Here is a 25739-nt window from a genome sequence, read left to right as displayed (position 1 = left end):
GGAAGAAAACTCGAAATTACGCTTCCGCTTCGTTTGCGAGCACGTCGTCGTACTCGCCAGCGTCGACCTTCTGCTTGAACTCGCGGGCGTCCTCGCCCTCGATGGTGACGCCGAGCGACGCGCAGGTGCCGACGATCTCCTTGGCGGCGTTGCGCGTGTCGTAGGCGAGCAGGTCGGGGTGCTTCTGCTCTGCGATGGTCTTGACCTGTTCGATGGAGAGGTCGGCGACGAAATCCTTCTGGGGCTCGCCGCTTCCCGTCTCGAACCCGGCCTCGTCCTTGATGAGCGCAGCCGTCGGCGGGACGCCCACCTCGATCTCGTAGCTCCCGTCGTCCTCGACGGTGACGGTCACGGGGACCTCGGTACCGTCGAAGGCCTCGGTCTGCTCGTTGATGTCGTTGACGACGTCCTGTACGTTGACCGGGGTCGGCCCGAGTTCCGGCCCGAGCGGCGGCCCGGGGTCGGCCTGTCCGCCGGGAATGAGCACTTCTATCGTCTCAGCCATACCTAAACGAACCGCCGCGGCAGTTTTAAGGCTTATCTTTCGGTCCCTGCGGTCTCGGGTCGGGCGGAACCGACGATACGCCACGGCCCACCCGGAAGGAAAGGGTTTTTCGGCGCGGACGGCCCACTCACTCCTCATGGGACTGGAGGACGAAATCGAGGACCTCCGCGAGGAGATCGCCGAGACGCCGTACAACAAGTCAACGGAGGAGCACATCGGCCGTCTGAAGGCGAAGCTCGCGGAGAAAAAGGAGAAACTCGAAAACCAGTCCTCCGCCGGTGGGGGCGAAGGCTACCACGTCGAGAAGCACGGCGACGCCACGGTCGCGTTCGTGGGGTTCCCGAGCGTGGGCAAGTCCACCCTGCTGAACGCTCTGACCGCCGCCGAGAGCGAGGTCGGCGACTACGAGTTCACCACGCTCAACGTCAACCCCGGGATGCTACAGTACAACGGTGCGAACATCCAACTGCTCGACGTGCCGGGGCTCATCGAGGGCGCGGCCCAAGGGCGGGGCGGCGGTCAGGAGGTCCTGTCGGTCGTGCGCGCGGCCGACCTCGTGGTCTTCGTCCTCTCTGTGTTCGAGATAGAGCAGTACGAGCGCCTCTGCGAGGAACTGTACGAGAACAAGATTCGGCTCGACCAGACGCGCCCGAGCGTCAAGATAGCGAAGAAGGGCAAGGGCGGCATCCGGGTCACGTCGAGCGTCGATTTGGAACTCTCCGAGGACGTGGTCAAGGAGGTCATCCGCGAGCACGGTTACGTCAACGCCGACGTGACCATCCGCGAGCAGGTCGACATCGACCGCCTCGTCGACGGCGTGATGGACAACCGCGTCTACATCCCCTCCATCGTCTCGGTCAACAAGGTCGACCTCATCGAACCCGACTACGTCGAGACCGTCAACGAGCAGTTGCGCGACCACGGCATCGACCCCGAGGAGGCCGTCTTCATCTCCGCCGAGAAGGAGAAGGGCCTCGAATCGCTCAAGGAGACCATCTGGGAGGAACTCGGCCTGATGCGCATCTACATGGACAAGCCGGGCCGGGGCGTCGACTACGACGAGCCGCTGGTCGTGCCGAAGGGGAGCACGGTGGGGGACGCCGCCCGCCAACTGGGCGGGGACCTCGAAAGCCGGTTCCGGTTCGCGCGCGTCTCGGGCCCGAGCGCGAAACACGACGAGCAACAGGTCGGCACCGACCACGAGCTCGCCGACGAGGACGTGCTCCGGCTCGTGGTCCAGCGCTGAGATGTCCCGAGACCCGAGGGGGACGGACCGAGATTCGGCGGGGGTGGGCCGACTGCTCGCGCTTCTCGGGGCGGTGCTGGTTCCGTGGACCGCGTTCTTCACCGGCGACTTCGTGTTCGCGTGGGGGCTGGTGAGCGCGGACCCGTTCCACGTCACGACCCTGCCCGACTACCTGTACGTCCACACCGCGGGCCTGCCCGACCGACTGCTGGCGTGGCCGGTCGCGGTCCTGCTCTATCTGCTGGCGGTCGGGAGCGCGACGCTCGGGACGCTGGTCGGCCCGCGCTGGGAGGACCGGCGCGTGACCGGCGGCCTTCTCGTCCTCGCGGGCGCGAGCGATCTGTGGTTCTCGCTCGGGATGGCTCGCGGCGGGTCGGCGGTGATTCCGTCGGGGACGCTGGCGCTGTGGACGCTGGCGTGGTGGTTCCACTGGTCGGACCTCCGGAACGCGCTATGGCGGTAGAACGCTTCGAAACTTCTGTCGAAGTGACCATTCAGTTTTCGTCGGATTCCCTTCGCGTGAATCGACTTTGGAAGTTCGAGCAGGGGCTAGCTACTTCCGGTACCTAGGGGAACCGCACCGCGACCGCAGGCCACATCCTCCCCAGCCGACTCCCTCACTCGCTTCGCTCGTTCGGTCGTCCCTCGCGCATGGGGGTGCGACCACTTGCGGGTCGCGCCGGAAGACAAACCGCGTCTTCCGAGCAATCGCGCCGTCGGCGCGATGACGCCAGCGCGCGCCGGGTGGATTTCCCCACCGTCGCTACAGCAGGTGTGCCGGTCCACCGCGGGCGGGACTGAAAGGGGTCGGGCGCTCGCGTTCAATTTAGTCGTCTCAGCGACCGCGAGCGCCCGAGGGCTTTCGAGGACACCGTCTTGCTTCCTCTGGAGGAGCAATTCCGAACACCGTCTTCTCTATCGAGTCGTCGGAGTTCCGCGAACAGTAGCCTTTTCGCCCCGGAAGCAGAACGTCCGAACCGTATGAACGCGACGCTCGACCACGTCATGATGCGAGTGGAGGACCTAGAGGAGACGCTCGACTGGTACCAGGGCCACCTCGGCTACGAGGAGAAGGGCCGCTGGGAGGCCGACACCTTCACGAACGTCTACCTCGGTCCCGAGGGCGTCCACGAGGAGGGCGCGGTCCTCGAACTCACCTACAACCACGACGGCCGGTCGTACGACATGGGCGACGCGTGGGGCCACATCGCCGTCCGCGTCGACGACGTGTACGACGCCTACGAGGAGCTGATGGACGCGGGCGTCGAGGACTACCGCGACCCCGACTCCTGTGGCGGCTCGTACGCCTTCGTCACGGACCCCGACGGCCACGAGGTCGAGATCGTCGAGCGCGACTACGGCGCGCGCTGGAGCCTCGACCACACCATGATTCGCGTCGAGGACGCCGACGAGGCGCTGGGGTGGTACACCCGGAAGCTCGAATACGAGCACACCGGCCGCTGGGAGGCAGACACCTTCGCGAACTACTTCATGAAGCCCGCGGGCGCGGCCGACGAGGCGATGGCCGTGGAACTGACCTACAACTACGACGGCCGGTCGTACGACATGGGCGACGCGTGGGGCCACCTCGCGGTCCGGGCCGACGACCTCCAAGACGACTGGGAGACGCTGATGGAACGGGACGCCGCAGACTATCGGGACCCCGAGTCCTGCGACAACCGCTACGCGTTCACGAAAGACGCCGACGGCCACGAGATAGAGGTCATCGAGCGCGAGTAATCGCTGACTCCTCGCGGCGGCTTCGCTCGCGCGTCTCTCGCCCGTACGTCTCGCGCTCGGAACCGATTTCTAGCTCGGGGTCAGGTCCGCGGTTCGGTAGGTCGGCGGGACGAAATCCGAAATTTGGCCCAGCGTTCCGAAGGGCGGAGCTTTCGAACCGTTCGCGAAACGAGTAACGCCGCGTTCCTTTATAAGTGGGCGTCCGAATCAAAACCACAAAGCACTTTTGACATCCTCCGTGCTCCGTTGCACGACGTCCCGAGCGTTGGGACACTATGGTTTGCAGCTTCCCTGTTCTCTCGTTTTGAACGACCCGCTCTCGCCGTCGAACAGGAAGACTCCGGGCTGTGCCAAACAGCCGTTACTCATATCCCCGGTCGGGGGACTTTGAGTTATCTTTCTTCGAATGTTCACTGCACCGTTCACGTCCGCGTTCATCGTCGTCTCGCACGACGAACAAACGTATAGCCCACGCTCTACGCGGTTGCTATCCCGAATCTGTCCGCAACACGAACACGTTTTGCTCGTGTTCTCCTCGTCTACGCGGTCAACGAGGATACCGTGTTCCTCGGCCTTGTATTCGAGTAGACGGGCGAATCGGTCGAACTCCCATCCGTGGAGTTTCCTGTTCCCCGACGCACCCCAGTTCCGCGAATCGCGGTTCCCGTCTTCTCGGATGTCGCTGAGATCGCCAACTGCTATCTTCTTCACGCCTTCTTCGACACACCGCTCGACGATGTGCTTCGAGAGGGCGTGGAGGAAATGGTCTTTGCGCCTAGAGAGTTTCCGACGAGCCTTCAACGCCCGCTTCGACGGGCCGTTCTCGCCTTCGGTCTGGTACTCCTCGCGAGTGAAGTAGTGTTTGTCCTCTTTCAGCACGTTTCCCGGATATAGTTCACTTGCGCCATCATCGTAGTCTATGGCGAGGTAGTTACTGATGCCGAGGTCGATACCCGCCGTCTTGTCGCCGGACGCGTCCTCGACCGGGATTTCTTTCTTGCAGACGAGATGGAGTTCCCACTCGTCTCCGTTCCAGACGGCACGCACCTGCTGGATGTTCTCGACGTTTACGTCGGGGCGGGTTTCGTACTCTGCGAGGATGAAGTCAGACCGCCCGTCTTTCAGGTTGAAGCCTTTCGAGAGGCGAAGTTGGCCGTGCTTGTCGTCGTGCCTGATGCCTTTCTGTTTCCACGTGACGGTGGAGCGCGGGTGTCGGTCGTTACGTTTCCGGTAGCCCGGTGGGTTGTTGCCATCGTCGGAGTTGTACCAGCCCGTGAACGCCTCAGCAAGCTCTTCGAGAACTCGCTGACTCGACTGAGAATGCAGGTCACTATAGCGTTCGTGGTCTTTCAACTCCGATTTCAGTTCGGCTTCGTCGGGTATCTCGCCGTCTTCATCCCATCGGCCTTGGATGTAGGAGCGTCCGACGTTCCACAGTTTGGATGCAGAGAACCCGCACTGGTCGAGATCGTCACGAATCTGACTGTGATTCGTGATGCGTGCGACGTAGGTGCGGGTCGTCTCCAGCATCTTGCTGTATTCATAACTAGTTATGGAATAGTGATTATTAAAGTCTATGTTTCGCGTGGAATATCTTGCCCTGTCGGTCTTGGTGGGTCAGGTCTCCGAGTGATGGCGCATATCCCTGGCCTAGAGACCGTGGTATTGCGTCTGCTCCCGCGTATAATGGTGCCATTTCATATCTACTTCGACACCAAAAACGGTCGTTAGAGAGAGTTTACCACGCCCAATTCGGGGTTAAGATAACACAAAGTATTTACCACGCCCGCCGGTTGCATTGGAATGTACCCCTACCCATGGTGGCAGTAGCGAGTACAGTTGGTCCACGCCCGGAAACGCCGGGTTGCTTTATAACGGACCGCGGAAAGACGCTGTCGCCGACCGAATAACCAACCAAACCATGACAACGACAAACGATAAGATTCGCAGTCTGCTCCTGTCTGCGCTGATGGTCATGTCCGTATTCGCGGGCGCGACCGCCTTCGCAGGCTCGGCAGTTGCGGAACACGGCAACGATGCTGACGTTGAGATCGGCAATACCTCGCCGATCTTCCAGGGTCAGCAGGCAGTCTCCACAGATGGAAACTGGAATGGTGACGACACCGTAGAACTGCGCGAAGGAGATACGGACGGCAGTAGTTACGTCGACCAGCTCGACGTGGACGATGATGGCCACGTGATGGTCGACACTTCCGACCTCGAGGGTGACTACTTCCTTGAGGACTCCGATGAGGACAGCCAGTCGTTCGAGGTCGTCGAGCAATCGCTCGACATCCAGCAGGACGAGATTGAGTACGAGCTCGAAGACGAGGGTAACGAGCTCACCCTCGACATCGCTGACTCGAACCGCGGCGGCCAGTGGGACGTCAACGTCTCCACTGAGGACGCCGACGCTGGCGTCATCGACGGTAACGATGGCGTTGAGGACCACGGCTACATCGCAGAGGATGTCGGTCGACAGGACGCCAACGACGAGATCACGGTTCCGCTGCAGGACGACGCGGAAGCGGGCAACTACACGGTCAACGTTGACGTGACGGACACGACCGCGAGCCACTCGCTCGACCTCAACCTCAGCGAACAGGGCGACGCCGACATCACGCTCCCCAGCGAGACCATCTCGCAACAGCGTGGTGACGACCTCGAGTTCAACGCGACTATCGAGAACTCCGACACCGCCGACATTCAGTTCGGCGACACCGACAGCAACTTCGTCTCGCGCTTCCAGGTGGACAACACTGACCGCCAGCCCGACGAAGTGACCATCACCATCGAGACCGACAACATCCACGGGACCGACAACCCCGAGGACTTCATCGACGTCTCTGACGGTGCGGATGTCGAAGGCAACGACGGCGACGGTGACTACGGTGTCTGGACTGGTAGCGACATCGACACCGAGGAAGACGACGGTGACGATTCGCTGGGTAGCGCGATTGCGTCGGGTAACTACGACCTCGTCGCGTATACCGACGACTCGTTCGAGGACCGTTCGGACAAGACCAGCGTCAGTCTTGGCGACCGGTCGACCGACGACGTGAACACCTGGGTCCACCAGGACGCCAGTGCTGACAACCTGCCCGAGGACGTCAGCGAACTCCTCGACGGCGTCTCCGAATCCGACGACGTCGCCCAGGACGACCTCGCAGTCGTCCAGGTCGAGGCGTCGGGTATCTACGGCTACGCCGAGAACGCCGAGGACTTCGGTGCATGGGACAACGACGACGAGACCTACACGAGCGACTACGGTCTCTTCCTGAACATCACCGAGCAGGACCCCGGTCCGAACGCGGACGCCCAGCAGTTCTCGGGTGAAGACGCGATGGCGGACCCGCTCATCGACGCGGAGAACGACACGCTGTACTTCATCTACGACAGCTCCGCCATGTCGGCTGGTGACGACTACGACGTGACGTTCAACGTCACGGAGGCGAACGAATTCACCTCCAGCGACCAGAGCGTCTCGACCGAACTCAGCGTCTCTGAGCAGTCCCTCGAAATCGACGGCGTGAACGACGACGACGAGTTCGAGGTCGAGAACTCCGAGAACGCGACCATTGAGGGTACGAGCAACCTCGCACCCGGTACGTCGGTCGACGTTGAACTCGAATCGTCGAACAACTTCTGGTCGGACACCGTCGAACTCGACTCCGACGGTGAGTTCTCCGCTACGTTCGACCTCAGCGACGTCGAAAACGGTAGCGAACTCGACGTGACCGCTGAGGCCACGGACGACGCCTCCGACTCCGCCACTGCCATCGTCGTCGAATCGACCGACGATGACGAAGACACGGAGACGACGGAGACGACGGAGACCACCGAGACGACGGAGACGACGGAGACCACCGAGACGACCACGACGGAGACGACCACGACGGAGACGACGACCGAGGAGACCACCGAAGAGACGACCACCGAGGAGACCACCGAAGAGACGGAGGACACCGAAACCACCGAGCCCGGTGACGGCGGTATCCCCGGCTTCGGCATCGGTGTCGCGCTCGCCGGTCTGCTCGCGGCCGCGCTCCTCGCGCTCCGCCGCAACAACTGAATAGCTGACTAACCACCGGGTTTCCCGGTTTCGCGGTTCCCATTCTTTCGCGCGCTACCGACCGAGTAGCGGCGGCTCCGCGGTCAAGCGGGGACGTGACTTGGAAATAGCGTGTCGACGGGATTACGAGGAGTCGAAGGGATTCGTCGCGCTCGCGAGTCGCGTGATGTCGTCGAGCGTGTCGAAGTCGTCGTCGAAGCTGTAGAGGTACTCGATCTCCGCGCGCTCCATGTACGCGGCGATGGTGGCGTCGGCGAACGCCAGTCCGTCGTACCGCTCGAACAGTTCGACCGCGCGCGAGAAGTCCGTTTTCGAGAGGTGAACGAGTTCGAATCCGGTCGATTCGGCGAGCCGGTCGTAGAGGTCGACCGCGAGGGCGTGGTGCTGGCGCTCGTGGATGTAGTTCAGCGTCTCGGTCACCACGTAGTTCGTCACCCTGACGCTCGGTAAGTCACCGCGGTCGATACCGTCGACGACGGCGCGGGCCGCCTCGTGATTCTGGTCTCTGCGACTCGCCCGGGCGACGAGGACGTTCGTGTCGATTATCGCGACGGCCATCCATCGTCTCCACGCTCGTCGGCGGTCGGATCGTCGGCTCCGGCGTCGACGGCGATTGCGTCGTGGTCCTCGGCCGCGTTCGTCGCCCCCATGTCGACGGCTTCGAAGTCGTCGAACGCCCCGTACCGCTGTTGCACCACTTCGACCGCGAGTTGGCCGTCGTCGGTCACCTTCCAGTCGAGTTTGTCTCCCGGCTGGATGTCGAGTCGATTCCGAATTGCGGCGGGAACGGTCACCGAGTAGTGGTCGTTGACCGTGGTCCGCTCGCCGTTGGTAGCCATCGTGGCCGAGGATACGGCCTCCGGAGTAATAAAGTTCATGAGCACCCTCATGAGGGATTCGCCACGACAGCCGAGAATCGGACTCAGTACGTCTCGACCTCGATGCCGGGCAACCTCGCGAAGTCGTCGACGTTGTCGGTGAGGACGGGTTCGCCGAACCGCTCGGCGACCGCACCGATGAGGGCGTCGGGGTTGTCGACGCCGCTAGTCCCTCCGTAGCGGCGGTCGGCCTCGGCCAACAACGCGCCTGCCCGAAGTGCCGTGCGTTTGTCGACGGGGACGAGGGGGTACATCTGGAGGAGATTCCTCACCCGACGTTGCTCGTCGTCGGACTGGACGATGGACGCCACGTACTGCAGTTCCATCACCGATGGAATCGCCACGCGCTGGACGACGCCCGAATCGTACAGTTCGGTCGCCTTCTCGAACGCGTCTTGCTTTCCGTCCTTCAGATCTAGAAGAAATGACGTGTCCAGAATCATTCGAACCGCTCCCGGAGTTCGGCACGTCGTTCGCGGCCGCTGTCGCGCTTGCGTTCTATCGCTTCTCGCATCTCCGCGGCCGTCTCGTCGTCGCGTCCGACGACTTCCGCGAGAGCATCCGGGGATGGACCGCCCATCAGTCGCCGCAGGGTTTCCTCCATCGTCTCGTCGTTTCGCTTGTGGGCTTTCACCACCTCGTGGAAGTCCTCCGAAACGCGAATCGTCTTGGTCATGGTGTATATTTGGATATACGAGGTTATCAGTTTTTGGCTCGTGCTCCGACACGGGGATCGGTTGGCTCGCACCCACACTGCCACCGCAGCGAAACGCGACGTTTCCGACGACTCAACGAGACCTTACCCGACCGCCACCCGAAGCCGTCAACTCTTTATTCCCGGCGGGCTTGCTACCTCCTAACCGTGACCTCCGCGCTCACAGACGGACTCGCGTGGCTCACCATCGGCCTGTTCGTGGTCGCCATCGCGCTCGACTGGCACGACGGCGACCGCGGGGAGGGCCGCGCCCGCTACATCGCCGGGGGCGCGTGGGTCGTCTTCGGCGTCTTCTGGCTGGTGTTGTTCCCCCACTTCGCGTTCGAACAGCACAGCTTCATCGAGGGCGCGCTGAGCCTCGCCGCCTTCCCCGCGTGCCTGTACGCCGCGTACCTGCTCGTGCAGGGCCGCGCGACCCTCTTCCTGCTCTCGCGCGCCGTGGCGTTCATGGGTCTCATCTACATGCCGTTCACGATGATCCCGCCCGCCAAGCAGGGGCTCATCGAACTCGTCACCGCACAGGGGGAGTTCGTGCTCCGGGCGCTGGGCTACGAGTTCGAGGTCGCCACCCGGACCCTGGAGACCCCCCTGTTCGGCGAGTCGGTCGAGGAGGACGTTCGGGGACGGTACGTCTTCCACAACCCCGAGGCCGGTCGGTTCCGAATCAACGTCCTGCTGGCGTGTACGGGACTGGGCAGCATGGCCATCTTCGGCGGCCTCATCGCGGCGGTCCGCGCGCCCCTCCGCCGGAAGCTCCGGGCGCTCGCGATAGCCATCCCGGTCATCTGGGTGCTCAACCTCGCCCGCGTGGTGTTCATCACGCTCGCCTTCAGCCAGCAGTGGTTCCAGTTCCAGTTCGTCGTCGACCCGCTCGTCGAGTTCTTCTACGGCGGCGACCCCGCCTACGGCGTGCGGGCGTCGTACTTCCTCTCCGACCGGGTCATCGCCCAGAGCCTCTCGGTCGTCGCGCTGGTGGGCATCGCGTGGGCGGTCGCCCGCGAGGTTCCCGAACTCCTCACGGTCGCCGAGGACGTGCTGTACATCGCCACCGGCGACGACTACGACCTCCACGACGCGGTGGGTAGCGACCGGCAACTCCGCGCGGATGGCGAAGGCGAGTAGGGCAACCGAGTCGCGAGGGGGCGCTCCGCTACCAGAACTACCAGCGCTACCGGATTTTGATACCCGGCGCGCGCGAGCAACGCGCGCGAGGGACGAGTATCGCAGGGAGTGACCGAAGGGAACGACCGAGAAACGCAGGAGGCTGGGGAGGGTCGAGGTCTGCGGTGGCGGTGCGGTTCTCCTAGGTACCGGGAGTAGCTAGCTTCGAGCTGTCGCGTTCGTCTCGGAGATGCCAGAGCTAGCTACTCCCGGTACCTATGAAGACCGCACAGCACCGCACCGCACCGCACAGCACCGCACCGCACAGCACCGCACCGCACAGCACCGCACAGCAACCGCCGCCGCAGGCCACGGCCCTCCCCAACCGCCTGCGGTCCTCGACTGCTCGTTCCACTCGCAGTCTGTGGTCCTCAGCCCTCGCGCGTGTCGGTGCGGCCCCAAACTGCGGGGCCGCACCAGCACGCGCCGAGTAGAGGGTGTCGGACGCGTTTCGGGGGACGGTCTTTTTGACGCAGAGTCGGAGCTACTCCACGTCGAGCAGTTCGGGGGGCGCGTCGGCGAGTTCGGCGAGCGCGTCGGCCTCGATGTGGTGGAGGTCGCCCGGAACCACGAGCAGGTGGAGCGGGTCGCCGAACGAGCGGTCGGCGAGCGCCGAGAGCCGGTCGGCGGCCACCAGCGGGTCGGGGCTTCCGGCCCGGGCGACCACGACCGCCAGCACGTCCCCGTAGTCGTCGGCGAGGAGGTCGGCAGCGTGGTCGGCGGTCATGTACTCCTCGCGCTCTGCTTTGATGTCCAGATACACGAGAGTGTGGAGGCCGCGCTCGCGGTTCTCGTCGATGGCCTCCGTCACGCTGGCGGGGACGCCCTCCGCGCCGTGGGCGTAGTCGAACGGGAGCGTGGTCGCCTTGCCGAACCGGTAGTTCTGGAGGCCCGTCAGGCCGCTGGCTGCCGACTCGGCGGTCGGCGCGTGGACCACGCGGGTGTCGACGCCCCGCTCCTCGGCGCGCAGGCGCAGGTCGACGTGGGTGGTCGAGATCATGGTGTCGCCCGCGGTGAGGAAGACCGCCTCGCCGCCCTCGGCGGCGCGCAAGATGGCCTCGGGGTCGCGCTCGACGCCCGCGCGGTCCCGGACCTCGATGTCGACGCCGTGGTAGGCTTCGAGGTCGGCGACGCTCGCGCCGAGGAGTTTGCTGGTGTAGAACTCCGCGAAGACCGAATCGGCGTCCCGGAGGGCGTCTCTGCCCTCGACCGTGACCGAGCGCTCGTCGTAGAGTCCGAGTCCGACGAAGGTGAGCATGGCCGAGTGTAGGCGTCCGAGGTTGCTATAGCCTTTCGAGTGCGACTCGGGAAGCGTGCGAGCGCGCCCCGGGAAGCGTCACGCTTACCGGTCCCGGGGAGAACCGATAGGCATGGAAGTGCCGTGCGTGCGCGTCGAGCGCGAGCGAGGCGAGGAGACCCGAAGGCGGCTCGCCGACGCCGGACTGCTCGCCGACGAGTTCGAGATCGAGGTCGAAGAGGGCTGGCTGTACGTCCCGGTCGCCGACCCCGAGGCGGTGCCCGAGGACCTCCGGGTCGTCGAGCGCGAGGTCCCCGAGCGCGACACGCAGGACACCCCCGCCGACCTGCTGGGCTTCGAACCCAGTTACGAGCGACTCGGCGACATCGCCATTCTGGACGAGGACGACCCCGAGCGCGCCCGCGAGATCGCCGACGCGGTGATGGCCTCGGACCTGCCCGTGCGGACGGTCATCGACCGCGCCTCGAAGGTCAAGGGCGAACTCCGGGTCCGCGACTGGGAGGTGCTGGCCGGGGACGCGTCCTCCGGAACGGAGACCGTCCACCGCGAGTACGGTTGCGAGTTCGCACTCGACGTGGCCGAGGTGTACTTCTCGCCCCGACTCGCGACCGAGCGCCATCGCGTCGCCGAGCAGGTGTGCGAGGGGAGACGGCCCTCGGAAAACGCGAGCGGTGCGAGGCGCGAACGAAGCGAGGGCCTCGGCGAAGCGAACGGCGAAGCCGTGAGCGGGCAGGGCCCGCGAGCCCCCTGCGAACGCGCCTTCGACATGTTCGCCGGGGTCGGCCCCTTCGCGATACCCTTCGCGAAGCGCGGCGCGGAGGTCGTCGGCGTGGACCTGAACGAGCGCGCGGTCGAGTACCTCCGGGAGAACGCCCGCCGCAACGGCGTCGAGGACCGCGTGACCGCGATACAGGGGGACGTCCGCGACGTAGTCGCGGGCTCGTCGCGAGCGGAGCGAAGTGACGGCGTCCGAGACGTAGTCGAGGACTACCGCGATTGGGCCGACCGCATCGTGATGAACCTCCCCCACAGCGCCGACGAGTTCCTCGACGCCGCGGTCGCGCTCGCGGGCGACGACTGCGTCCTCCACTACTACGACATCCAGCACGAGGGCGACCCCTTCGGGCCGGGCGAGGCCGCGATTCGGGCGGCGGCCGAACCGGAGTACGAGGTCGCGGTCGAGACCCGCCACCCGGTCCGGTCGTACGCGCCACACGAACTCAACGTCTGTCTCGACGTGCGACTGACTCGCTGACGGCGTGCGATTTCGGAACGCTTAAGCACATGCTGGCGGCTATGTTTGAGTGTAGAAGGCACCTCGTGCCGGTGTAGCTCAGACTGGCTAGAGCGATTCCTTCGTAAGGAATAGGCCGAGGGTTCAAATCCCTCCACCGGCTTCTTACCCCGATTTGAGTCCTTGAGAACATCGTATCAAAATCGCTTCCCCAGCCGGGAACTGATGGGTCGATATCCTGAACAACGCTCTATCTGCTCATAGATCGGCGTCTCTCTCGGTTCGGTGTAAAAGAGACGTGGAAATCGCGACGAAAAGGTTCGGAATTACCAGACCTCAAGGAACTCCTCGACGGTGTTCTCGTCCGTGTCACTTAGTCCGTACACGTCTCGGAGGACGACCTCGTCGAGCTCGTCGCACAATCGGTCGAACTCCTCTCGTAGCTCCTCAATTCGCTCAACGTCGCTGAGATACTCTTTCATAAGCTCGATGACTGAGTCACGAGTCGGGGTATCCATGTGAAGGACTTCTGACCGGGAGAGTCGCCGATCTTGTGCGGTCAACAGTTCGAAGACGAAGTCACGCACACGCTGGTCGTCAAACTGCAGGTCGTGGCCCCGTTTCATCACCACTTGATAGGCTCTCTCTCCGGTGTCCACGTTCGTCTTCACGTCCTTCCGAATCGGCCCCTGCCGGTAGTCGTCCCCACCGAGGTTGATCGTCTGTGCAAGGTCGAGGATAGAGCCGTCCCGTTCGTAGTCGGGGAGGTAGTTCCGTACGTCGCTGGTCTTGTACTCCAAGTCCGTCCATTTCGCCCGGATATTCTGGATGTCTTCGGCGTACTTTGTAACCGTCTCCTCCGGTACATCGTCGGGGAGAACGATGGGGTGTGGCTCTAAGTACCGCTTGTTGTAGGAGTAGTACTTTCCGCCGAAAATTGGAGCGGTATGCTTGTGATAGAACTCCAGTATGGATGAATTCAGAAGGGCGACGTAGTACAGGTGATCCTCCGATGTAGGCGCGTACTCGTCGCGCAACTGGATTCCATACCCACCGGCATTACCGCCGCCGACGAAGTAGTACTCGCCCTCCGTATCCGCGACGAACCGGTTGTAGCTACTCAGGATGTTTGTCATGATTTTGTCCGGGTCGAACTTGGTGAGATTCTTCGGGTAGATGTAGGCGTACCAGTCGTCCTCATCACGCAACTTTCCGGACTCGCGGTCCTTCAGCTTCTCCTCGTGGGCGAGGAAGAAATCCCACGCATGCGGCATGTCCTCTTCCAAGACGGACTGTGAAATCACGTCGAACTCGTCGCCGGAAACCTCGTAGGGGAGAATCATCCACAGACCCTCCCAGTCGACGCCCCAGCGGTCGATCTCTCTGCCCTTCAGCACGCGAGTCAGAATCTCTTCCTCGATTGGGTACGTCTCGTCTTCGCCGCTCGGCTTGAACTCAACGACCCCATCCTCGTCGGTCTGCCCGGCGATTTCACCGAGGTAGACGGTGTTCGCGCTCGTCTGCGTCCCGACGAATACCTCTGCCGAAATCTCGCCGACGCGCATGTCACCACGCTCCTCGATTGTATCGAAGAGTCGCCGCTCGCTGTCCGGCATCGGTTTCCAGCTCGGCAGATAGTCGTCTTCGTTGTCCTCCCGCATCTCCTCCTTCTCGTAGGTGTACAGACTGTACTCGTCGACTCCGTCTGGAGTGACCCACTCGTCGAGATGGTGAATCTCGTCTAGTACGTTCTCTCGCTCCTCGGCGAACCTCGCGCACAGGACATCCTCCTCGGGGGAGCGGTCTCTGTCGACGGTGAAGATGCACGGGTACGGGGTCGCAGCGTCGAACACCTCAACGTCCTTGAAGTCGACAATGTTGGTAAGGGGCTCATCGGCGAGCTGATCACGAATCGACTCGCTGTACTCGTGGGTGAGAAGCCGATTTGGGCAAATGTACGAGAGATTTCCGTCGTCCGTCAGCCAGTCGAGTCCACGCTCGATGAAGGGAACGTAGAGGTCGAAATTGCTTTCGACGGACGAGTACCGGGCGACGTAGTCCTGCTTTGGACCGCTGATGTTCTGAACACGGACGTACGGCGGGTTCGCAATCACCACGTCGAACTCCATCTCGTCCTTGATGCGGTCAACCGCGTCTCTGTCGTCGATAAACGACTGCGCCCGACCGTTGTACTGGGCGAACTGGGTGATCTGTGCCTGTTGGCCCTCATCGGCGGTGCTACCCTCCTGTTGCTCCAGCACGGTCGGCGTCAGCGTGTCGGCGACGTGAATCTCGAATCCGTCCATCGTGTACGACGGGTCTTGTTCGGTCACCTTGTCGTATAGATCGACGGTGCGAAACAGAAGGTTGATTTGCGTGATGTGAACCGCGAACGGATTGATGTCGATACCGTAGACGTTCTCCTCGACGCGCTCCAGAATCGTGCGCGCCTCCTCGGCGTCGAGGTAGTGAATGCTCTCCTTGCCGAACTTGCGGATGAAATGCTGAATGAGACGTTCCGTCGCCTCGGTTAGGAAGCCACCGCTCCCACATGCCGGGTCCAGAATCTTCCGGCGACCGATGCCCTCGGTCGCCTTGTACCCGGTCTCATCCAACATGTACCGGATTACCTCGATTGGAGTGTAGTACTCACCGAGTTCTTTCCGTTCGTCCTGTGGGAGATAGTCTTCGTATACGTGTCCGAGGATGTCCCGGTTGACGTACTCGAAGTCGAACCGGTTCAAACGCTTGAAAACCTCGCCGAGCCGGTAGTCCAGATCATCTTCGAGGCTCTCCTGACGGCTCTCCTCGTCGGAGTCGAAGCGTTGACGCTTGTCCCTCGACACCCACCACCAGTCGAAGATGCCCAGCTCGTACAGGTCTGCGTAGTGGTCATCGATTCTGTCGTAGGTGTCCATCAGGGCATCGAGGTACGGTCGCTCGTCTCCCTGTTCGAGGCCGTCTGCCATCCCCCGCCCCGACAGACGAGTGTTGCCGACGATCTCTTTGTCCTCTGCGATACGGGCAAAGAGCGCCCGGTTCATCAAGATGTAGGCCGTCTCGCGGCAGAACGTCTGTTTCGCGTCGTCGCTCTTTCCCGTGTATTCACGCCAGTCCTTCCAGTCGGGGAAGGTTGTCTCTAAGAACTTCCGAGGATAGGAGTTCTCCGGTCGCGCCATGTAGTCATCGAAGAACCGGTGCATAACGCTGGATAGTTCGTCCAGCGACTCCTTCACCGCCTCAAGGAACAGGTCATATCCCTCGTCGTCCGTCCCCGGCTGGTACTGAATGGGAACCTCTCTCGCCCTGTTCTGGAAGTAATCGGCATCACCAACGTTCGTGAACCGATCACGACGGAAGTACTCCAGTTCCTCCAGTGCGGACTTCTGCGACGGGTCGAGATCGTCGACAGATTCTGCCTCGGCCACCTCGCCGATGTGGAAGTCATCGATGGCTGACAGCGATCTGTCTGTAGACGAATATTCGTAGACGCGGAACTCGTGCCCGTTGGTCAAAATCCCGTATCCCGCACTCCCGATTCCCACCATGTACGTCTGCAACTGCTCGACATCGCCGAGTTCGAGGTCGTGAGACGGGCGCTTCGTCTCGCAGGCGATGACGGGAAACGGCGGATGACTATCGTCATAACAGAGGACGTCTTTCCTGTCGTCCTCGAAGTTGACGTGTCCCTCTCCCTCTGTACGTGACCAGCCGAGCGCATCGGTGAAGAGATGGTCGACCAGACTGTACCTGAAGTCGAATTCGCTCCCTTCTGAACGAATCTCATCTCCGATTCTCTGGAAGGCGTAATGAAGATCAGCAAGGAACGTATCCGGCATTACACTCCCGTTTAGAGACGAGCTTCTTAAAATCCACTCATGGAGTGCAATCCTCCGTTGCATTTGGAGCTGACACACCAATGAGGGCGGTGAATCACTCCCTGAGTGCTGTTTGGATACGTGCGAGAGAACACTCCCAAGAAAGACGAAAAATCCGCTTCCAACCGCACGACCCGCAACGACCGACAGACACTAATCGCTCGCGCCGCGCGAACCGCTCTCGCTCCCGGTGAATCGGGCGTACTCGGTCGCCCCGCAGTTCGGGCACGCCGTCCGGATGGGTTCGATGCCCTCGTCGGTGTCCCGTCCGGGCCGGGTCTCCCGGCACTCGGCGCACTGGAGCGTGTGGATGACCATGGTTCAGACGAGCGCCGAGGACGCTTCGATATCCGAGGGGGCGAGCGCCCCTGCGAGTCGGTCGAGCGCCGACGTGGCAGCCACGCCGTCGCCGTCGTACTCGACGACGCCAGCGTCGGCGAGTCGCGGCAGGTGGTTGTGATGGAGCGAGATCCGGAGCTGTCGAGGGCCGGCCCCTCGGGCCGTCTCCGGGCCCGCCGCGTCGTCCATCGCCTCGGAGAGCTCCGCGGCCAGTTGCGCCCGCGTGATCGGGCCCGAGTCGTGGAGGATGGCGATGACGTTTCGTCGGACCGGGTCGTTCAGGATGTCGAACGTTGTTTCGGTGTCCATGGTTGCGTAGTCGTCGCGGCGAGGGCGTCGCCCTCGCGTTACTACCGGCTTGCGAGGCGGCCCTCCTAAACACCCGCTTCGGTCCCGACCGTTGCAACCGTTGCAGGGCGGCGGGAGGGTCGGCATCCGAGCGGAGGAACGCGGAGCGAACGACGACGAGCGGAGGAGCAGGCCGAGGGTCGCGGAGCGCGGAGGGTCGAGACCCTCAGTAGCCGACCCCGTACAGATAGCCGAGGAGCAGACACAGCGCCAACACGCTCGCGGCCCACCCGATGAACAGGCCCCGTTCGCGCGCGGTCGACGTGAGAGACATCGTCTAGTATATTTCGGAGAAGACGGCGAATCACTTAAAATATCCGTATGACGTGCGGAAGACGGTGGCGAGAGCTAGCGGGCCGCCCGCAGAGCGGGCGGCCCGCGAGTCGTCGGTCGAGGACCGAGTAGTGTGAGTCGAGACCCGCGAGTCGTCAGTCGAGGACCGACGCGAGCGCGTCCATCGTCCGGTCGACGCGCTCGACCTCGGCGTTGTATCCCATGTGGCCGATTCGGAGGAGGTCGTCCTCGTAGTCGCCGAGGCCGGTAGCGACCACCACGCCGCGCTCGTCGAGTCGGCGCTGGAGGTCGGTCGCGCGACCCTCGACCTCGAACGCGGTCACGGTCGGCGACCGGTAGCCCTCGGCGGCGAACGGGTCGACGCCGAGGTCGCGCCCGCGCTCGCGACACCGCTCGGCCGCCCGCTCGTGGCGGTCGTGGACGTTCGTCAGGCCCTCGTCGAGGAGCAGGTCGAGCGACGCCTCCAGCGCGTAGAGGTTCGACACCGCGTGGGTGTAGGGGAGCATCTCGAACGCCTCGCCCGAGAAGTCGGCCTCGCGCCAGGGTCCGAGGCTGGTGTAGAAGGTGTCCTGGTCGGTCGCCTCGACCGCCTCCCACGCCCGGTCGCTGACCGAGAGCGTGGTCAGGCCGGGCGGCGAGCTGAAGCACTTCTGGGACGCCCCGAGACACACGTCGATGCGCTCGACCGGAACGGGCGCACCGCCGAGCGACGACACCGCGTCGACCACGGTGAGCACGCCCGCGTCCTGCAGGACGCCCAGCACCTCCTCGAAGTCGTTGAGCAGGCCGGTCGGCGTCTCGCAGTGGACCAGCGTCGCCGCGGCGAAGTCGCCCGACTCGACCGCCGCCTTCACCGCCTCGGGGTCGAATCCCGCGTCGAAGTCGGCGCGGTGGACCGTCGGGTCGCCGCCGTGGGTCTCGACGAAGTCGGCGAACCCCTCGCCGTAGATGCCGTTGGCCAGACACAGCACCTCGTCGCCGGGGTCGACCAGCGACGCGACCGCGGCTTCGAGTCCGAGGATGCCCTCGCCCGCCAGGATTCGCACGTCGTCGTCGGTGCCGTAGACCGCCGCCAAATCGTCGCACAGCGACCGGTAGAACTCGGCGAACTCGGCTTCTACGTCTGGGTTCACGAGGGGGCGGCTCATCGCCTCGCGCACCTCGGGAGCGAGCGCGGTCGGTCCGGGCGTCATCAGGAGGTCGTCGCGTTCGTCCATGCCACGGCTTGGGCCGTCACCGTCCTAAAGGTGGGCGAAGTTCCCGGGCGCGCGCTCGACGCCCGGCGGGCGTCGAGCGCGCGCGACACTTCCATCACGATACACGCTACCGCGTCATGTGTTGCCCCATGTTAAAAATTGTTAATACGGATACATCTGTAGAGTGTAATCCCATGGTGCTCCACGACGCCCCTTGACGACGCCCCAGTCAGGGAAGTACACCGCGTACGACCGTGGCGGGGCTCTCGACTCAGGTGTGCCGTACGCCGACCGCCGACCGCTTCACCCCGCCAATGACTTCGAATCCACGACCCCACGCATCGACGCCGCCGCATCGCCGCCCGAACCGCCCGCCCCGAACGTGGGCCGGAATCGCCCTGTACGTCTGCTCCGCCGCGCTGGTCCCGCTGGCGCTGTTCGCCCTCTCGCACCCGGCCGTCGTCGCCGCCGGTCTGCTCGGCACCGGCGTCGGCGCGCTGGCCGGACCGTCGCTGCGCAGGCTGGCACGCCGACCCGACCGACGCCGGTCGGTCGCGGTCGACGACCCTCCGGTTAGTCGAACCGCCCCTCGCAGTTCGAGCAGGTGACCCGCTTCTTTCCGGCGGGCGTGCGCTCGACGCGCAACGCCCCGCCGGTGTGACACCGCGGGCACGCACCGTTGCCCGTCTCGCGGGCCTGCTGGCGGGCCATCCACGCGACGGTTCGTTCGAGGTCCGACACCTCCTCGGCCAGCGCTTCGACCGCGCGTTCGAGCGCGTCGATTCGGTCGGTGGTCGGGGGCGCGTCGTCTGACCGGGCGGTTCCGTCGGCCGAGTCGTTCTGGTCGGTAGTCATATCGGATTCCGGGAGCTTCCCGTCTAGCTGACACTCGGTAGCACGTAACGTCCTCAGCCGTCAAAAAGCTGTCCGACGGGCGTGTCTCCGCTCCGGGAGTTCACCGACACCAACAATTAACTCCGGGGCGGCCGTAGCTTCCACATCGCGGCACCCCTATCGGTCTCACGGCCGGACACTGCACGATTACGGGAGACATCGAATGGTCACCGACAGACAACTCCGACGGAGCAAGGCGATACAGCAGCAGACCGGCAGAACCTTCCACTTCGCGACGCGCCTCCTCCCCGAGCGGGTGCGTCATTCGACCTACGTCCTCTACGCGTTCTTCCGCGTGGCCGACGAGGTGGTGGACGGCGCAGACGACCTTCCCCCCGAGGACCAGCGCGAGCGCCTGGAGCGACTCCGCGCAGAGGCGCTCGGTCACAGCGAGACCGACGACCCGATACTCGCGGCGTTCGACGAGATGCGCGAGTCTCACGCCATTCCCCCCGACGAGATCGAGACGTTCCTCGACGCGATGGCGACCGACATCGACAAGAGCCGGTACGACTCCTACGACGAACTGGAGTCGTACGTCCGGGGCTCTGCGGCCGCGGTCGGGGTGATGATGCAGGCGGTCATGGGCGTCGAGGACCCCGACCGAGCGCGACCGCACGCGGTCGCGCTCGGAGAGGCGTTCCAGCTCACCAACTTCCTGCGGGACGTCCGCGAGGACATCCGCGACCACGACCGCATCTACCTCCCGGGGACGACCCGCGAGCGCCACGGCGTCACGGAGGCCGAGATTCGGCGGTGTGAACCCACCGAGGGCTTCCGAGCCGCGATGGCCGAGGAGTTGCGTCGCGCCGAGCGAAAGTACCGCGAGGGCGTCGCGGGCATCCAGTACCTCCCCGAGGACTGTCAGTTCGCGGTGCTGTACGCCGCGGTGCTGTACGCCGAGTACCACCGGCTCATCCGGGCGCGCGACTACGACGTGTTGACCTCGCCGCCCGAACTGAGCGCGGTCCGGTCCGGGTGGCTGTGGGTCAGGACACGGTGGCACTGGCAGTGGTCGAACGACCCCGAGACGGTGTTCCGCGAGGTCAGCGCGGTTCCGGAGGGCGACGAGCCCCCCGAGAGCGCCGAGATTCCGGGCGGGACGCCACAGATGGAGTAGCCTCTCGCTCGTACCATCGCCCTCGTCCTCGCCATCGCCCACGCCCGCCGACCGGTCGCGCGACCGGTCGGCGGGCGGGAGACTCGGCCCGTCACAGCGAGCGTAGCGAGCCCGACGACTCCCGACCGGCGTCGGCGACCGCGTTCATCCGCCCCTCGGGTCCGGCCGACAGTCCGTGGTGACGGACGTACTCGACGAGCACTGACTGACTCCAGCCGTGGGTCCCCTCGATACGGTCGGGACCCAGCGGCGCGAACAGCCCGTGCTCGAACGCGTAGGCCGGGGCCGCGACCGTGTACTCGGCCGACTCGTCGGGGGTCTCGCCGCCGACCGTCGCCGACGCGAGCGCGAGGTCGGTCTCGGACCGCCGCCAGTCGAGGGTCGCCCCGCTGACGTGGCCGAACACCTCGCGGTCGGGGCCCGGCGTCGCGAGGTTCCCGAGCAGTTCGGCGACCTCCCCGCCGGTCAGCCGGGTCGCGTGTATCTCGTTGTCGAACGGAACCGCAGACCGGAGGTCGCCGACGGTCACCTCCCCCGACAGCGGCGGGCCGGTCCGGAGCTGGAGCGCGTGGAACACCCCGAGGTCGGCGTCGCCCGCCCACCGGAGGGCGTCGGCGACCGTGTTCCCGATGGCGCTCTCGGGGTAGCACGCCGCGCGGTCGCGGGGCAGGGTCGCCTCCGTGGTCGCCACCGTCTCGTCCAGTCCGAGGTCGACGTACGTCTCGCGGTAGATTTCGGCCACGTCCTCGGCGACGGGTGCCTCGGTCACGTCGTGGAGGGTCGCGTCGACGCCCCGGCGAGTCACCGTCACCGCCGAGACGAGTTCGCCGCGCTGGCCCGGGTGGACGACCGGCGTCCCGTCCACGGAGTCGGCCCGAACGTCGTGGACGTGGCCGCCGAGGACGAGGTCCACGCCGTCGAGTCCGGCGAGGTCGTCGTCGCGGTCGCCCGCGTGCGAGAGGACGACCACGAGGTCGGCGCCCGAGTCCCGGAGGTCGGCGGCCGCTCGCTCGGTCGCCGGGACCGGGTCGGCGACCGTCAGGTCCGCCGCGCAGGGATGGACCCCGAGCGTCTCGGGGTCGGTGACGCCCACGAACCCGACCCGCGTGCCGCCGACCGAGGCGAGCGCGGTCGTCCGGACACCCGCGTCGGCCGCGAACGGGTCGCCAGCGTCGGTCCGGACGTTCGCCGACAGCCACGTCTGGGGCGCGGCCGCCACCACCTCCCGGAGCGCGTCGCGACCGTTGTCGAAGTCGTGGTTGCCGAAGGTGGCGAAGTCCGGCGCTATCTCCTCGAAGAACGGGTGGACGTGGCTGCCGCCGGTCTCCGTCGCGAGCAGGCCGGGCGCGGTGGTGTCGCCGGTCCCGCAGACGAACGTCGCGTCGTCGCGGAGTTGCCGTATCAGGCCAGCGAGTCGCCCGATTCGCTCGGGGTCGTCGTAGGCGTTCTCCACGTCCGAGTAGTGGACGAATCGGCAGTTCATGCCGACAGGTTCGTCCCCCGACAGTTAACTCTCACGTCGTTGGCGGGCGTCCGGCCCCGGGGGCCGGACGCCCGCCCGGGTCGTGGGTGGACCTCCGCCCGACTCGCGGCGTTCGGCCCGCCGACTCACGTCTCGCGCGGACTCGCCGGGTCGAACACCGCGAAGTCGAAGCGCTCGGCCCGGACGAGACCCCCCGCGAGCGCGCCCGCCAGCGCGACCGCGACCCAGTTGCCGAAGTAGGCGTTGACCGCGCCCCACAGCAGGACGAAGCTCACGAGGTCGTCGAGCATGAACTCGCAGTCGGCGAGTCGGGCGGCGAGTCGCTCGCGGTCGAACGAGTACTCGACCGCCGTGACCGCCACGAGGCCACTTACGACCCACCCCGCGTAGTTCGAGAGCGGGACGCCGTAGTAGGGGCCCCCTCCGGCGTACGCCCAGAACCCCAGCGCGACCGCTGCGGGGTCGAGGACGAGGTCCACGACCAGCACGACCCCGAGCGAGACGAGGACCCGCCGGGTCCGGGGGAGGTTCGGGAACAGCAGGAGGACGAGCAGGTAGCTGTTGACCACCAGCGGGAGGAAGAAGACCGGCAGGCCGACCGGCACGCCCGCGACCATCGGCCCGAGTTCGGTCTGGTAGTGGAACTCGCCGTAGGGGAGGCCGGTCGTCACGCCCACGAACTCGATGGCGTAGCTGTAGGCGGTGACCGCCGCGAGTCCGGCTAGCGCCCGGCGGTCCACGAGCGGCGCGAGGCCCGCGACGAGGGGCGTCCGCATCACGAGCGTCCCGAACAGCACGAGCGCGGGGTGCATCGCGAGCCAGTCGGGGAGCAGCCCCCGGTGGCTGGCGACGAACAGGACCGCGCCGACCGCCGGGAAGACCACCGCGATGGTGAACCGATTGTCGTGGACCAGTTCCGAGAGGGCGGTTTCGACCGCGGTGCGGTCGAAACCGCCCGCGAGCGACGATGTGGAGCTATCCACGGACGACCCCCCAGAGGCCGCCGAGCGTCAGGACCATCCCGACGACCCCGTTTATCGCGGGGTACCACCAGTAGGCCCGCGAGACCGACACGTCGGTCTCGGAGATGGCGACCGCGAGCAGGGGGTAGACCAGCAGGAGCGCCCCTGCCCGGGGGTCGAGCAGGCCGAACGCACCCGCGGCGAGCAGCCAGCAAATCGCGCAGTACGCGAGGGTCGCGCGCTCGCCGAGGACGGTCGCGGTGGTCCGAATCCCGGCCCGTCGGTCGGGGTCGATGTCGGGCACCGCCGAGAAGGTGTGCATCGCCATGGCCCAGAGCCACCCGCCCGCCAGCGCGAGCGCGGGCGGGTGGCTCCCCGAGAGGGCGGCGTAGGCCGCCGCCCCCGGCAGCACGTACAGGCCGTTCGACACCGAATCGAGCGGCGGCGTCGTCTTGAGCCGGAACGGCGGGGCGCTGTAGGCGTACCCCAGTGCGAGGAAGCCGACGACCCAGACCGCGCCACCGAGGGGCAGCAGGGCGGCGAGCGCCAGTCCCGCGAGGCCGCACGCGACGACGACCGCGGCGACCGCTCGGTCGCCGCGGTACCGGGCTTCCCTGCCCTCTTTCTTGGGGTTCTCGGCGTCGATGTCGGCGTCGAACACGTCGTTGACGCCGTAGAGGTAGACGTTCGCGGGCACGAGGAAGTACGCGAACAGCGCGACCGCTTCGGAGGCGAGGAGGTCCGACGCCCCGGACGCGCCGTAGGCGACCCCGACGAGGACCGGCCCGGCGAGATAGAGCCAGAACCGGGGCCGAGAGAGGACGAGGAGGTACCGGAGCATGCTACCCGCCGTAGTCCTCCAGCAGGGCGTCGGCAGTGTGCTCGCCGCTGATGAGACACATCGGCACCCCGATGCCCGGCGTGGTGTACGACCCGGTGAAGTAGAGGCCGTCAAGTTCGGAGGAGCGGTGGCCCGGCCGGAGCGGCCCGGTCTGTCGGAGGGTGTGAGCGAGCCCCAACGCGGTTCCCTCGCGGCTGTTGTATCTGTCTGCGAACTCCGAGACGGAGAAGCGCTCCTCGACCACGATTCGGTCCCGGAGGTCGACGCCGGTGTTCTCGGCGACGTCGTCGAGCACGAAGTCCCGGTAGCGCTGGCGGGTCTCCTCGTCGTCGTCGAGACCGGGCGCGATGGGGACGAGCGCGAAGAGGTTGCTGTGGCCCTCGGGGGCGACCGAGTCGTCGGTCTCGCTGGGCACGCAGAGGTAGTAGGCGGGGTCCTCGGGCCAGCCGGGGTCCTCGAAGGTCCGCTCGAAGTGAGGGTCCCAGTCGGTCGGCAGGACCAGCGAGTGGTGTGCGAGCGGTTCGACGTCGCCCTCGACGCCCAGATAGAGGAGGAACGCCGAGGGCGCGTAGGTCCGCGAGTCCCAGTAGTCCTCGTCGTACTGGCGCTCGTCGGGGGTCAGGAGTTCCTGCTCGGTGTGGGCGTAGTCGGCGTCGCTGACCACGAAGTCGGCGCGGTGGAAGCCGTCGGCGGTTTCCACGCGGAAATCGCCCGCCGACCCCCGAATCGCCTCGACCTCGGCGTCGGTCCGATACTCGACGCCGAGTTCCCGGCCCAACTCGGCGATGCCGTCGACGACGCCCGCCATCCCGCCCTCGGGGTAGTAGACGCCGAGGTTGAAGTCGACGTGGCTCATCAGATTGTAGAGCGCGGGCGTGGTCGTCGGCGACCCGCCGAGGAAGACGAGGGTGTACTGCATTATCTGTCGCAGCTTCGGGTGGTCGAAGTAGTCGGCGACGTGCTCGTCCATCGACCCGAGGAACGAGAGGCCGCGGGCGTGGCGGACCACGTCCCAGTCGACGTAGTCCCGGAACCGCGGCCGGTCGGTGTAGACGAAATGTTCCATCCCGATCTCGTAGGTGTTCTCGGCCTCCGCGAGGTAGTCGTCGAGCGCGTCGGCCGCTCCGTCCTCGTACTCCTCGAACGTTCGCTTGGTCTCCTCGCGGTCGGCGGTGACGGTGATCCGGTCGCCGTCCTTGAAGAATATCCGGTAGTGGGGGTCCAGATGCTCCAGTTCGTAGTACTCGCCGGGACTGCGGTCGAAGTGCCCGAAGAAGCGCTCGAACACGTCGGGCATCAGGTACCACGACGGTCCCATGTCGAACCGGAATCCGTCACGTTCGAGGGTGCTCGCCCGTCCGCCGAGCTGCTCGTTCTTCTCCAGCACAGTCACGTCCGCGCCCGTGTCGGCGAGGTAACACGCCGTCGAGAGGCCGCCGAAACCGCTCCCAACGACCGCGACAGACCTGTCCGAGAGTTCCATACCGGGTTCTGAGTGCGCGAGTCACATAAAACGAGTGAGGATAGCGGCGCGCGCGAATGGACGCCCGACCGATACGTTTATATTTAAACGAT

Annotated in this window: 25 protein-coding genes and 1 tRNA gene; 9 read left to right on the top strand and 17 right to left on the bottom strand. The window is 65.2% G+C overall.

Features of this window, described 5'->3' with window-relative positions; all coding sequences use genetic code 11:
* Positions 1–16: 16 nt before the first annotated feature.
* Positions 17–505 (bottom strand): 50S ribosomal protein L11, encoded by a 489-nt coding sequence (locus tag NGM10_RS02535; RefSeq protein WP_253481474.1) that lies wholly within the window; start codon positions 503–505, stop codon positions 17–19.
* 136 nt (positions 506–641) lie between these two features.
* On the opposite strand from NGM10_RS02535, the gene NGM10_RS02530 reads away from it, so the two are divergent.
* The 3 genes from NGM10_RS02530 (at position 642) to NGM10_RS02520 (ending at position 3491) form a co-directional block, all read left to right on the top strand.
* Positions 642–1751 carry an OBG GTPase family GTP-binding protein gene (locus NGM10_RS02530; protein ID WP_253481472.1) on the top strand — a complete coding sequence of 370 codons (1110 nt, stop codon included), beginning with the start codon at positions 642–644 and terminating at the stop codon, positions 1749–1751.
* 1 nt (position 1752) lies between these two features.
* Positions 1753–2214, top strand: a complete 462-nt coding sequence (locus NGM10_RS02525; protein ID WP_253481470.1) for a TIGR04206 family protein — start codon at positions 1753–1755, stop codon at positions 2212–2214.
* A 518-nt stretch (positions 2215–2732) separates the two neighbouring features.
* Positions 2733–3491, top strand: a complete 759-nt coding sequence (locus NGM10_RS02520) for a VOC family protein (RefSeq protein WP_253481467.1) — start codon at positions 2733–2735, stop codon at positions 3489–3491.
* 273 nt (positions 3492–3764) lie between these two features.
* Here the strand turns inward: NGM10_RS02520 and NGM10_RS02515 are convergent, their stop codons facing one another.
* On the bottom strand, positions 3765–5021 hold the full coding sequence (locus NGM10_RS02515; protein WP_253481464.1) for an RNA-guided endonuclease InsQ/TnpB family protein: 1257 nt from the start codon (positions 5019–5021) through the stop codon (positions 3765–3767).
* A 391-nt stretch (positions 5022–5412) separates the two neighbouring features.
* Between NGM10_RS02515 and NGM10_RS02510 the strand changes: the two genes are divergently transcribed.
* Positions 5413–7563 carry a BGTF surface domain-containing protein gene (locus NGM10_RS02510; protein WP_253481461.1) on the top strand — a complete coding sequence of 717 codons (2151 nt, stop codon included), beginning with the start codon at positions 5413–5415 and terminating at the stop codon, positions 7561–7563.
* Between the two features lie 123 nt (positions 7564–7686).
* Here the strand turns inward: NGM10_RS02510 and NGM10_RS02505 are convergent, their stop codons facing one another.
* The 4 genes from NGM10_RS02505 to NGM10_RS02490 all read right to left on the bottom strand — a co-directional run bounded on the left by NGM10_RS02505 (position 7687) and on the right by NGM10_RS02490 (position 9117).
* A complete protein-coding gene (locus NGM10_RS02505; RefSeq protein ID WP_253481459.1) occupies positions 7687–8121 on the bottom strand; it encodes a type II toxin-antitoxin system VapC family toxin in 435 nt (144 codons plus the stop codon).
* A complete protein-coding gene (locus NGM10_RS02500) occupies positions 8106–8402 on the bottom strand; it encodes an AbrB/MazE/SpoVT family DNA-binding domain-containing protein (protein WP_253481457.1) in 297 nt (98 codons plus the stop codon). Before NGM10_RS02500 ends, NGM10_RS02505 begins: the two co-directional genes overlap by 16 nt.
* A gap of 83 nt (positions 8403–8485) precedes the next feature.
* Positions 8486–8884, bottom strand: a complete 399-nt coding sequence (locus NGM10_RS02495) for a PIN domain-containing protein (protein ID WP_253481456.1) — start codon at positions 8882–8884, stop codon at positions 8486–8488.
* Complete coding sequence (locus NGM10_RS02490) at positions 8881–9117, bottom strand: antitoxin VapB family protein (RefSeq protein ID WP_253481454.1); 237 nt, start codon at positions 9115–9117, stop codon at positions 8881–8883. Before NGM10_RS02490 ends, NGM10_RS02495 begins: the two co-directional genes overlap by 4 nt.
* 186 nt (positions 9118–9303) lie before the next feature.
* On the opposite strand from NGM10_RS02490, the gene artA reads away from it, so the two are divergent.
* On the top strand, positions 9304–10278 hold the full coding sequence (gene artA / locus NGM10_RS02485; protein ID WP_253481452.1) for an archaeosortase A: 975 nt from the start codon (positions 9304–9306) through the stop codon (positions 10276–10278).
* 238 nt (positions 10279–10516) lie between these two features.
* Here the strand turns inward: artA and NGM10_RS02480 are convergent, their stop codons facing one another.
* Both NGM10_RS02480 and dph5 read right to left on the bottom strand, forming a co-directional pair.
* A complete protein-coding gene (locus NGM10_RS02480) occupies positions 10517–10672 on the bottom strand; it encodes a hypothetical protein (RefSeq protein WP_253481450.1) in 156 nt (51 codons plus the stop codon).
* A gap of 129 nt (positions 10673–10801) precedes the next feature.
* Positions 10802–11575 (bottom strand): diphthine synthase, encoded by a 774-nt coding sequence (dph5, locus tag NGM10_RS02475; protein WP_253481448.1) that lies wholly within the window; start codon positions 11573–11575, stop codon positions 10802–10804.
* A 112-nt stretch (positions 11576–11687) separates the two neighbouring features.
* On the opposite strand from dph5, the gene NGM10_RS02470 reads away from it, so the two are divergent.
* Positions 11688–12830, top strand: a complete 1143-nt coding sequence (locus tag NGM10_RS02470) for a class I SAM-dependent methyltransferase (RefSeq protein ID WP_253481445.1) — start codon at positions 11688–11690, stop codon at positions 12828–12830.
* 67 nt (positions 12831–12897) lie between these two features.
* Positions 12898–12972: transfer RNA gene (locus NGM10_RS02465), tRNA-Thr, on the top strand.
* A 163-nt stretch (positions 12973–13135) separates the two neighbouring features.
* On the opposite strand, the gene NGM10_RS02460 is transcribed toward NGM10_RS02465, so the two are convergent.
* The 4 genes from NGM10_RS02460 to NGM10_RS02445 form a co-directional block, all read right to left on the bottom strand.
* The gene (locus NGM10_RS02460; protein WP_253481442.1) at positions 13136–16648 is read right to left on the bottom strand and encodes an Eco57I restriction-modification methylase domain-containing protein; all 3513 of its coding nucleotides are present in this window, start codon (positions 16646–16648) and stop codon (positions 13136–13138) included.
* Positions 16649–16840: 192 nt separating this feature from the next.
* A complete protein-coding gene (locus NGM10_RS02455; RefSeq protein WP_253481440.1) occupies positions 16841–17005 on the bottom strand; it encodes a hypothetical protein in 165 nt (54 codons plus the stop codon).
* Between the two features lie 3 nt (positions 17006–17008).
* Positions 17009–17335, bottom strand: a complete 327-nt coding sequence (locus tag NGM10_RS02450) for a DUF7344 domain-containing protein (protein WP_253481438.1) — start codon at positions 17333–17335, stop codon at positions 17009–17011.
* A 467-nt stretch (positions 17336–17802) separates the two neighbouring features.
* Positions 17803–18885, bottom strand: a complete 1083-nt coding sequence (locus NGM10_RS02445) for a pyridoxal-phosphate-dependent aminotransferase family protein (RefSeq protein ID WP_253481436.1) — start codon at positions 18883–18885, stop codon at positions 17803–17805.
* Between the two features lie 293 nt (positions 18886–19178).
* Between NGM10_RS02445 and NGM10_RS02440 the strand changes: the two genes are divergently transcribed.
* The gene (locus NGM10_RS02440; protein ID WP_253481434.1) at positions 19179–19472 is read left to right on the top strand and encodes a hypothetical protein; all 294 of its coding nucleotides are present in this window, start codon (positions 19179–19181) and stop codon (positions 19470–19472) included.
* Here NGM10_RS02440 and NGM10_RS02435 read toward each other — a convergent pair.
* A complete protein-coding gene (locus tag NGM10_RS02435; RefSeq protein ID WP_253481432.1) occupies positions 19438–19719 on the bottom strand; it encodes a zinc ribbon domain-containing protein in 282 nt (93 codons plus the stop codon). The two genes, NGM10_RS02440 and NGM10_RS02435, sit on opposite strands and share 35 nt — an antisense overlap.
* A gap of 202 nt (positions 19720–19921) precedes the next feature.
* Here NGM10_RS02435 and NGM10_RS02430 point away from each other — a divergent pair, with 202 nt between their 5' ends.
* Positions 19922–20878, top strand: coding sequence for a phytoene/squalene synthase family protein (locus tag NGM10_RS02430; RefSeq protein ID WP_253481430.1), 957 nt, complete (start codon positions 19922–19924; stop codon positions 20876–20878).
* A 91-nt stretch (positions 20879–20969) separates the two neighbouring features.
* Here NGM10_RS02430 and NGM10_RS02425 read toward each other — a convergent pair whose 3' ends face one another.
* The 4 genes from NGM10_RS02425 to crtID all read right to left on the bottom strand — a co-directional run bounded on the left by NGM10_RS02425 (position 20970) and on the right by crtID (position 25647).
* On the bottom strand, positions 20970–22361 hold the full coding sequence (locus tag NGM10_RS02425; protein WP_253481428.1) for a bifunctional metallophosphatase/5'-nucleotidase: 1392 nt from the start codon (positions 22359–22361) through the stop codon (positions 20970–20972).
* 125 nt (positions 22362–22486) lie between these two features.
* Positions 22487–23344, bottom strand: a complete 858-nt coding sequence (gene cruF, locus NGM10_RS02420; protein ID WP_303656435.1) for a bisanhydrobacterioruberin hydratase — start codon at positions 23342–23344, stop codon at positions 22487–22489.
* On the bottom strand, positions 23337–24164 hold the full coding sequence (locus NGM10_RS02415) for a prenyltransferase (protein ID WP_253481427.1): 828 nt from the start codon (positions 24162–24164) through the stop codon (positions 23337–23339). Before NGM10_RS02415 ends, cruF begins: the two co-directional genes overlap by 8 nt.
* Before the next feature lies 1 nt (position 24165).
* The gene (gene crtID, locus NGM10_RS02410) at positions 24166–25647 is read right to left on the bottom strand and encodes a bifunctional phytoene desaturase/3,4-desaturase (RefSeq protein WP_253481425.1); all 1482 of its coding nucleotides are present in this window, start codon (positions 25645–25647) and stop codon (positions 24166–24168) included.
* Between the last annotated feature and the right edge of the window lie 92 nt (positions 25648–25739).

Source organism: Halorussus salilacus, assembly GCF_024138125.1.
Classification (GTDB): domain Archaea; phylum Halobacteriota; class Halobacteria; order Halobacteriales; family Haladaptataceae; genus Halorussus; species Halorussus salilacus.
Note: the sequence above shows the minus strand (reverse complement) of the source record. Positions and strands in the feature narration are given on the sequence as shown.

Excerpts from the sequence above, each read along its gene's own strand:
- NGM10_RS02535 (WP_253481474.1), bottom strand. The coding sequence starts at position 505 with ATGGCTGAGACGATAGAAGTGCTCATTCCCGGCGGACAGGCCGACCCC.
- NGM10_RS02520 (WP_253481467.1), top strand. The coding sequence starts at position 2,733 with ATGAACGCGACGCTCGACCACGTCATGATGCGAGTGGAGGACCTAGAG.
- NGM10_RS02515 (WP_253481464.1), bottom strand. The coding sequence starts at position 5,021 with ATGCTGGAGACGACCCGCACCTACGTCGCACGCATCACGAATCACAGT.
- NGM10_RS02495 (WP_253481456.1), bottom strand. The coding sequence starts at position 8,884 with ATGATTCTGGACACGTCATTTCTTCTAGATCTGAAGGACGGAAAGCAA.
- NGM10_RS02530 (WP_253481472.1), top strand. The coding sequence starts at position 642 with ATGGGACTGGAGGACGAAATCGAGGACCTCCGCGAGGAGATCGCCGAG.
- NGM10_RS02500 (WP_253481457.1), bottom strand. The coding sequence starts at position 8,402 with ATGGCTACCAACGGCGAGCGGACCACGGTCAACGACCACTACTCGGTG.
- crtID (WP_253481425.1), bottom strand. The coding sequence starts at position 25,647 with ATGGAACTCTCGGACAGGTCTGTCGCGGTCGTTGGGAGCGGTTTCGGC.
- NGM10_RS02455 (WP_253481440.1), bottom strand. The coding sequence starts at position 17,005 with ATGGTCATCCACACGCTCCAGTGCGCCGAGTGCCGGGAGACCCGGCCC.
- NGM10_RS02440 (WP_253481434.1), top strand. The coding sequence starts at position 19,179 with ATGACTTCGAATCCACGACCCCACGCATCGACGCCGCCGCATCGCCGC.
- NGM10_RS02450 (WP_253481438.1), bottom strand. The coding sequence starts at position 17,335 with ATGGACACCGAAACAACGTTCGACATCCTGAACGACCCGGTCCGACGA.
- NGM10_RS02525 (WP_253481470.1), top strand. The coding sequence starts at position 1,753 with ATGTCCCGAGACCCGAGGGGGACGGACCGAGATTCGGCGGGGGTGGGC.
- NGM10_RS02470 (WP_253481445.1), top strand. The coding sequence starts at position 11,688 with ATGGAAGTGCCGTGCGTGCGCGTCGAGCGCGAGCGAGGCGAGGAGACC.
- NGM10_RS02510 (WP_253481461.1), top strand. The coding sequence starts at position 5,413 with ATGACAACGACAAACGATAAGATTCGCAGTCTGCTCCTGTCTGCGCTG.
- NGM10_RS02490 (WP_253481454.1), bottom strand. The coding sequence starts at position 9,117 with ATGACCAAGACGATTCGCGTTTCGGAGGACTTCCACGAGGTGGTGAAA.
- NGM10_RS02415 (WP_253481427.1), bottom strand. The coding sequence starts at position 24,164 with ATGCTCCGGTACCTCCTCGTCCTCTCTCGGCCCCGGTTCTGGCTCTAT.
- dph5 (WP_253481448.1), bottom strand. The coding sequence starts at position 11,575 with ATGCTCACCTTCGTCGGACTCGGACTCTACGACGAGCGCTCGGTCACG.
- NGM10_RS02505 (WP_253481459.1), bottom strand. The coding sequence starts at position 8,121 with ATGGCCGTCGCGATAATCGACACGAACGTCCTCGTCGCCCGGGCGAGT.
- NGM10_RS02430 (WP_253481430.1), top strand. The coding sequence starts at position 19,922 with ATGGTCACCGACAGACAACTCCGACGGAGCAAGGCGATACAGCAGCAG.
- NGM10_RS02460 (WP_253481442.1), bottom strand. The coding sequence starts at position 16,648 with ATGCCGGATACGTTCCTTGCTGATCTTCATTACGCCTTCCAGAGAATC.
- NGM10_RS02445 (WP_253481436.1), bottom strand. The coding sequence starts at position 18,885 with ATGGACGAACGCGACGACCTCCTGATGACGCCCGGACCGACCGCGCTC.
- NGM10_RS02425 (WP_253481428.1), bottom strand. The coding sequence starts at position 22,361 with ATGAACTGCCGATTCGTCCACTACTCGGACGTGGAGAACGCCTACGAC.
- NGM10_RS02435 (WP_253481432.1), bottom strand. The coding sequence starts at position 19,719 with ATGACTACCGACCAGAACGACTCGGCCGACGGAACCGCCCGGTCAGAC.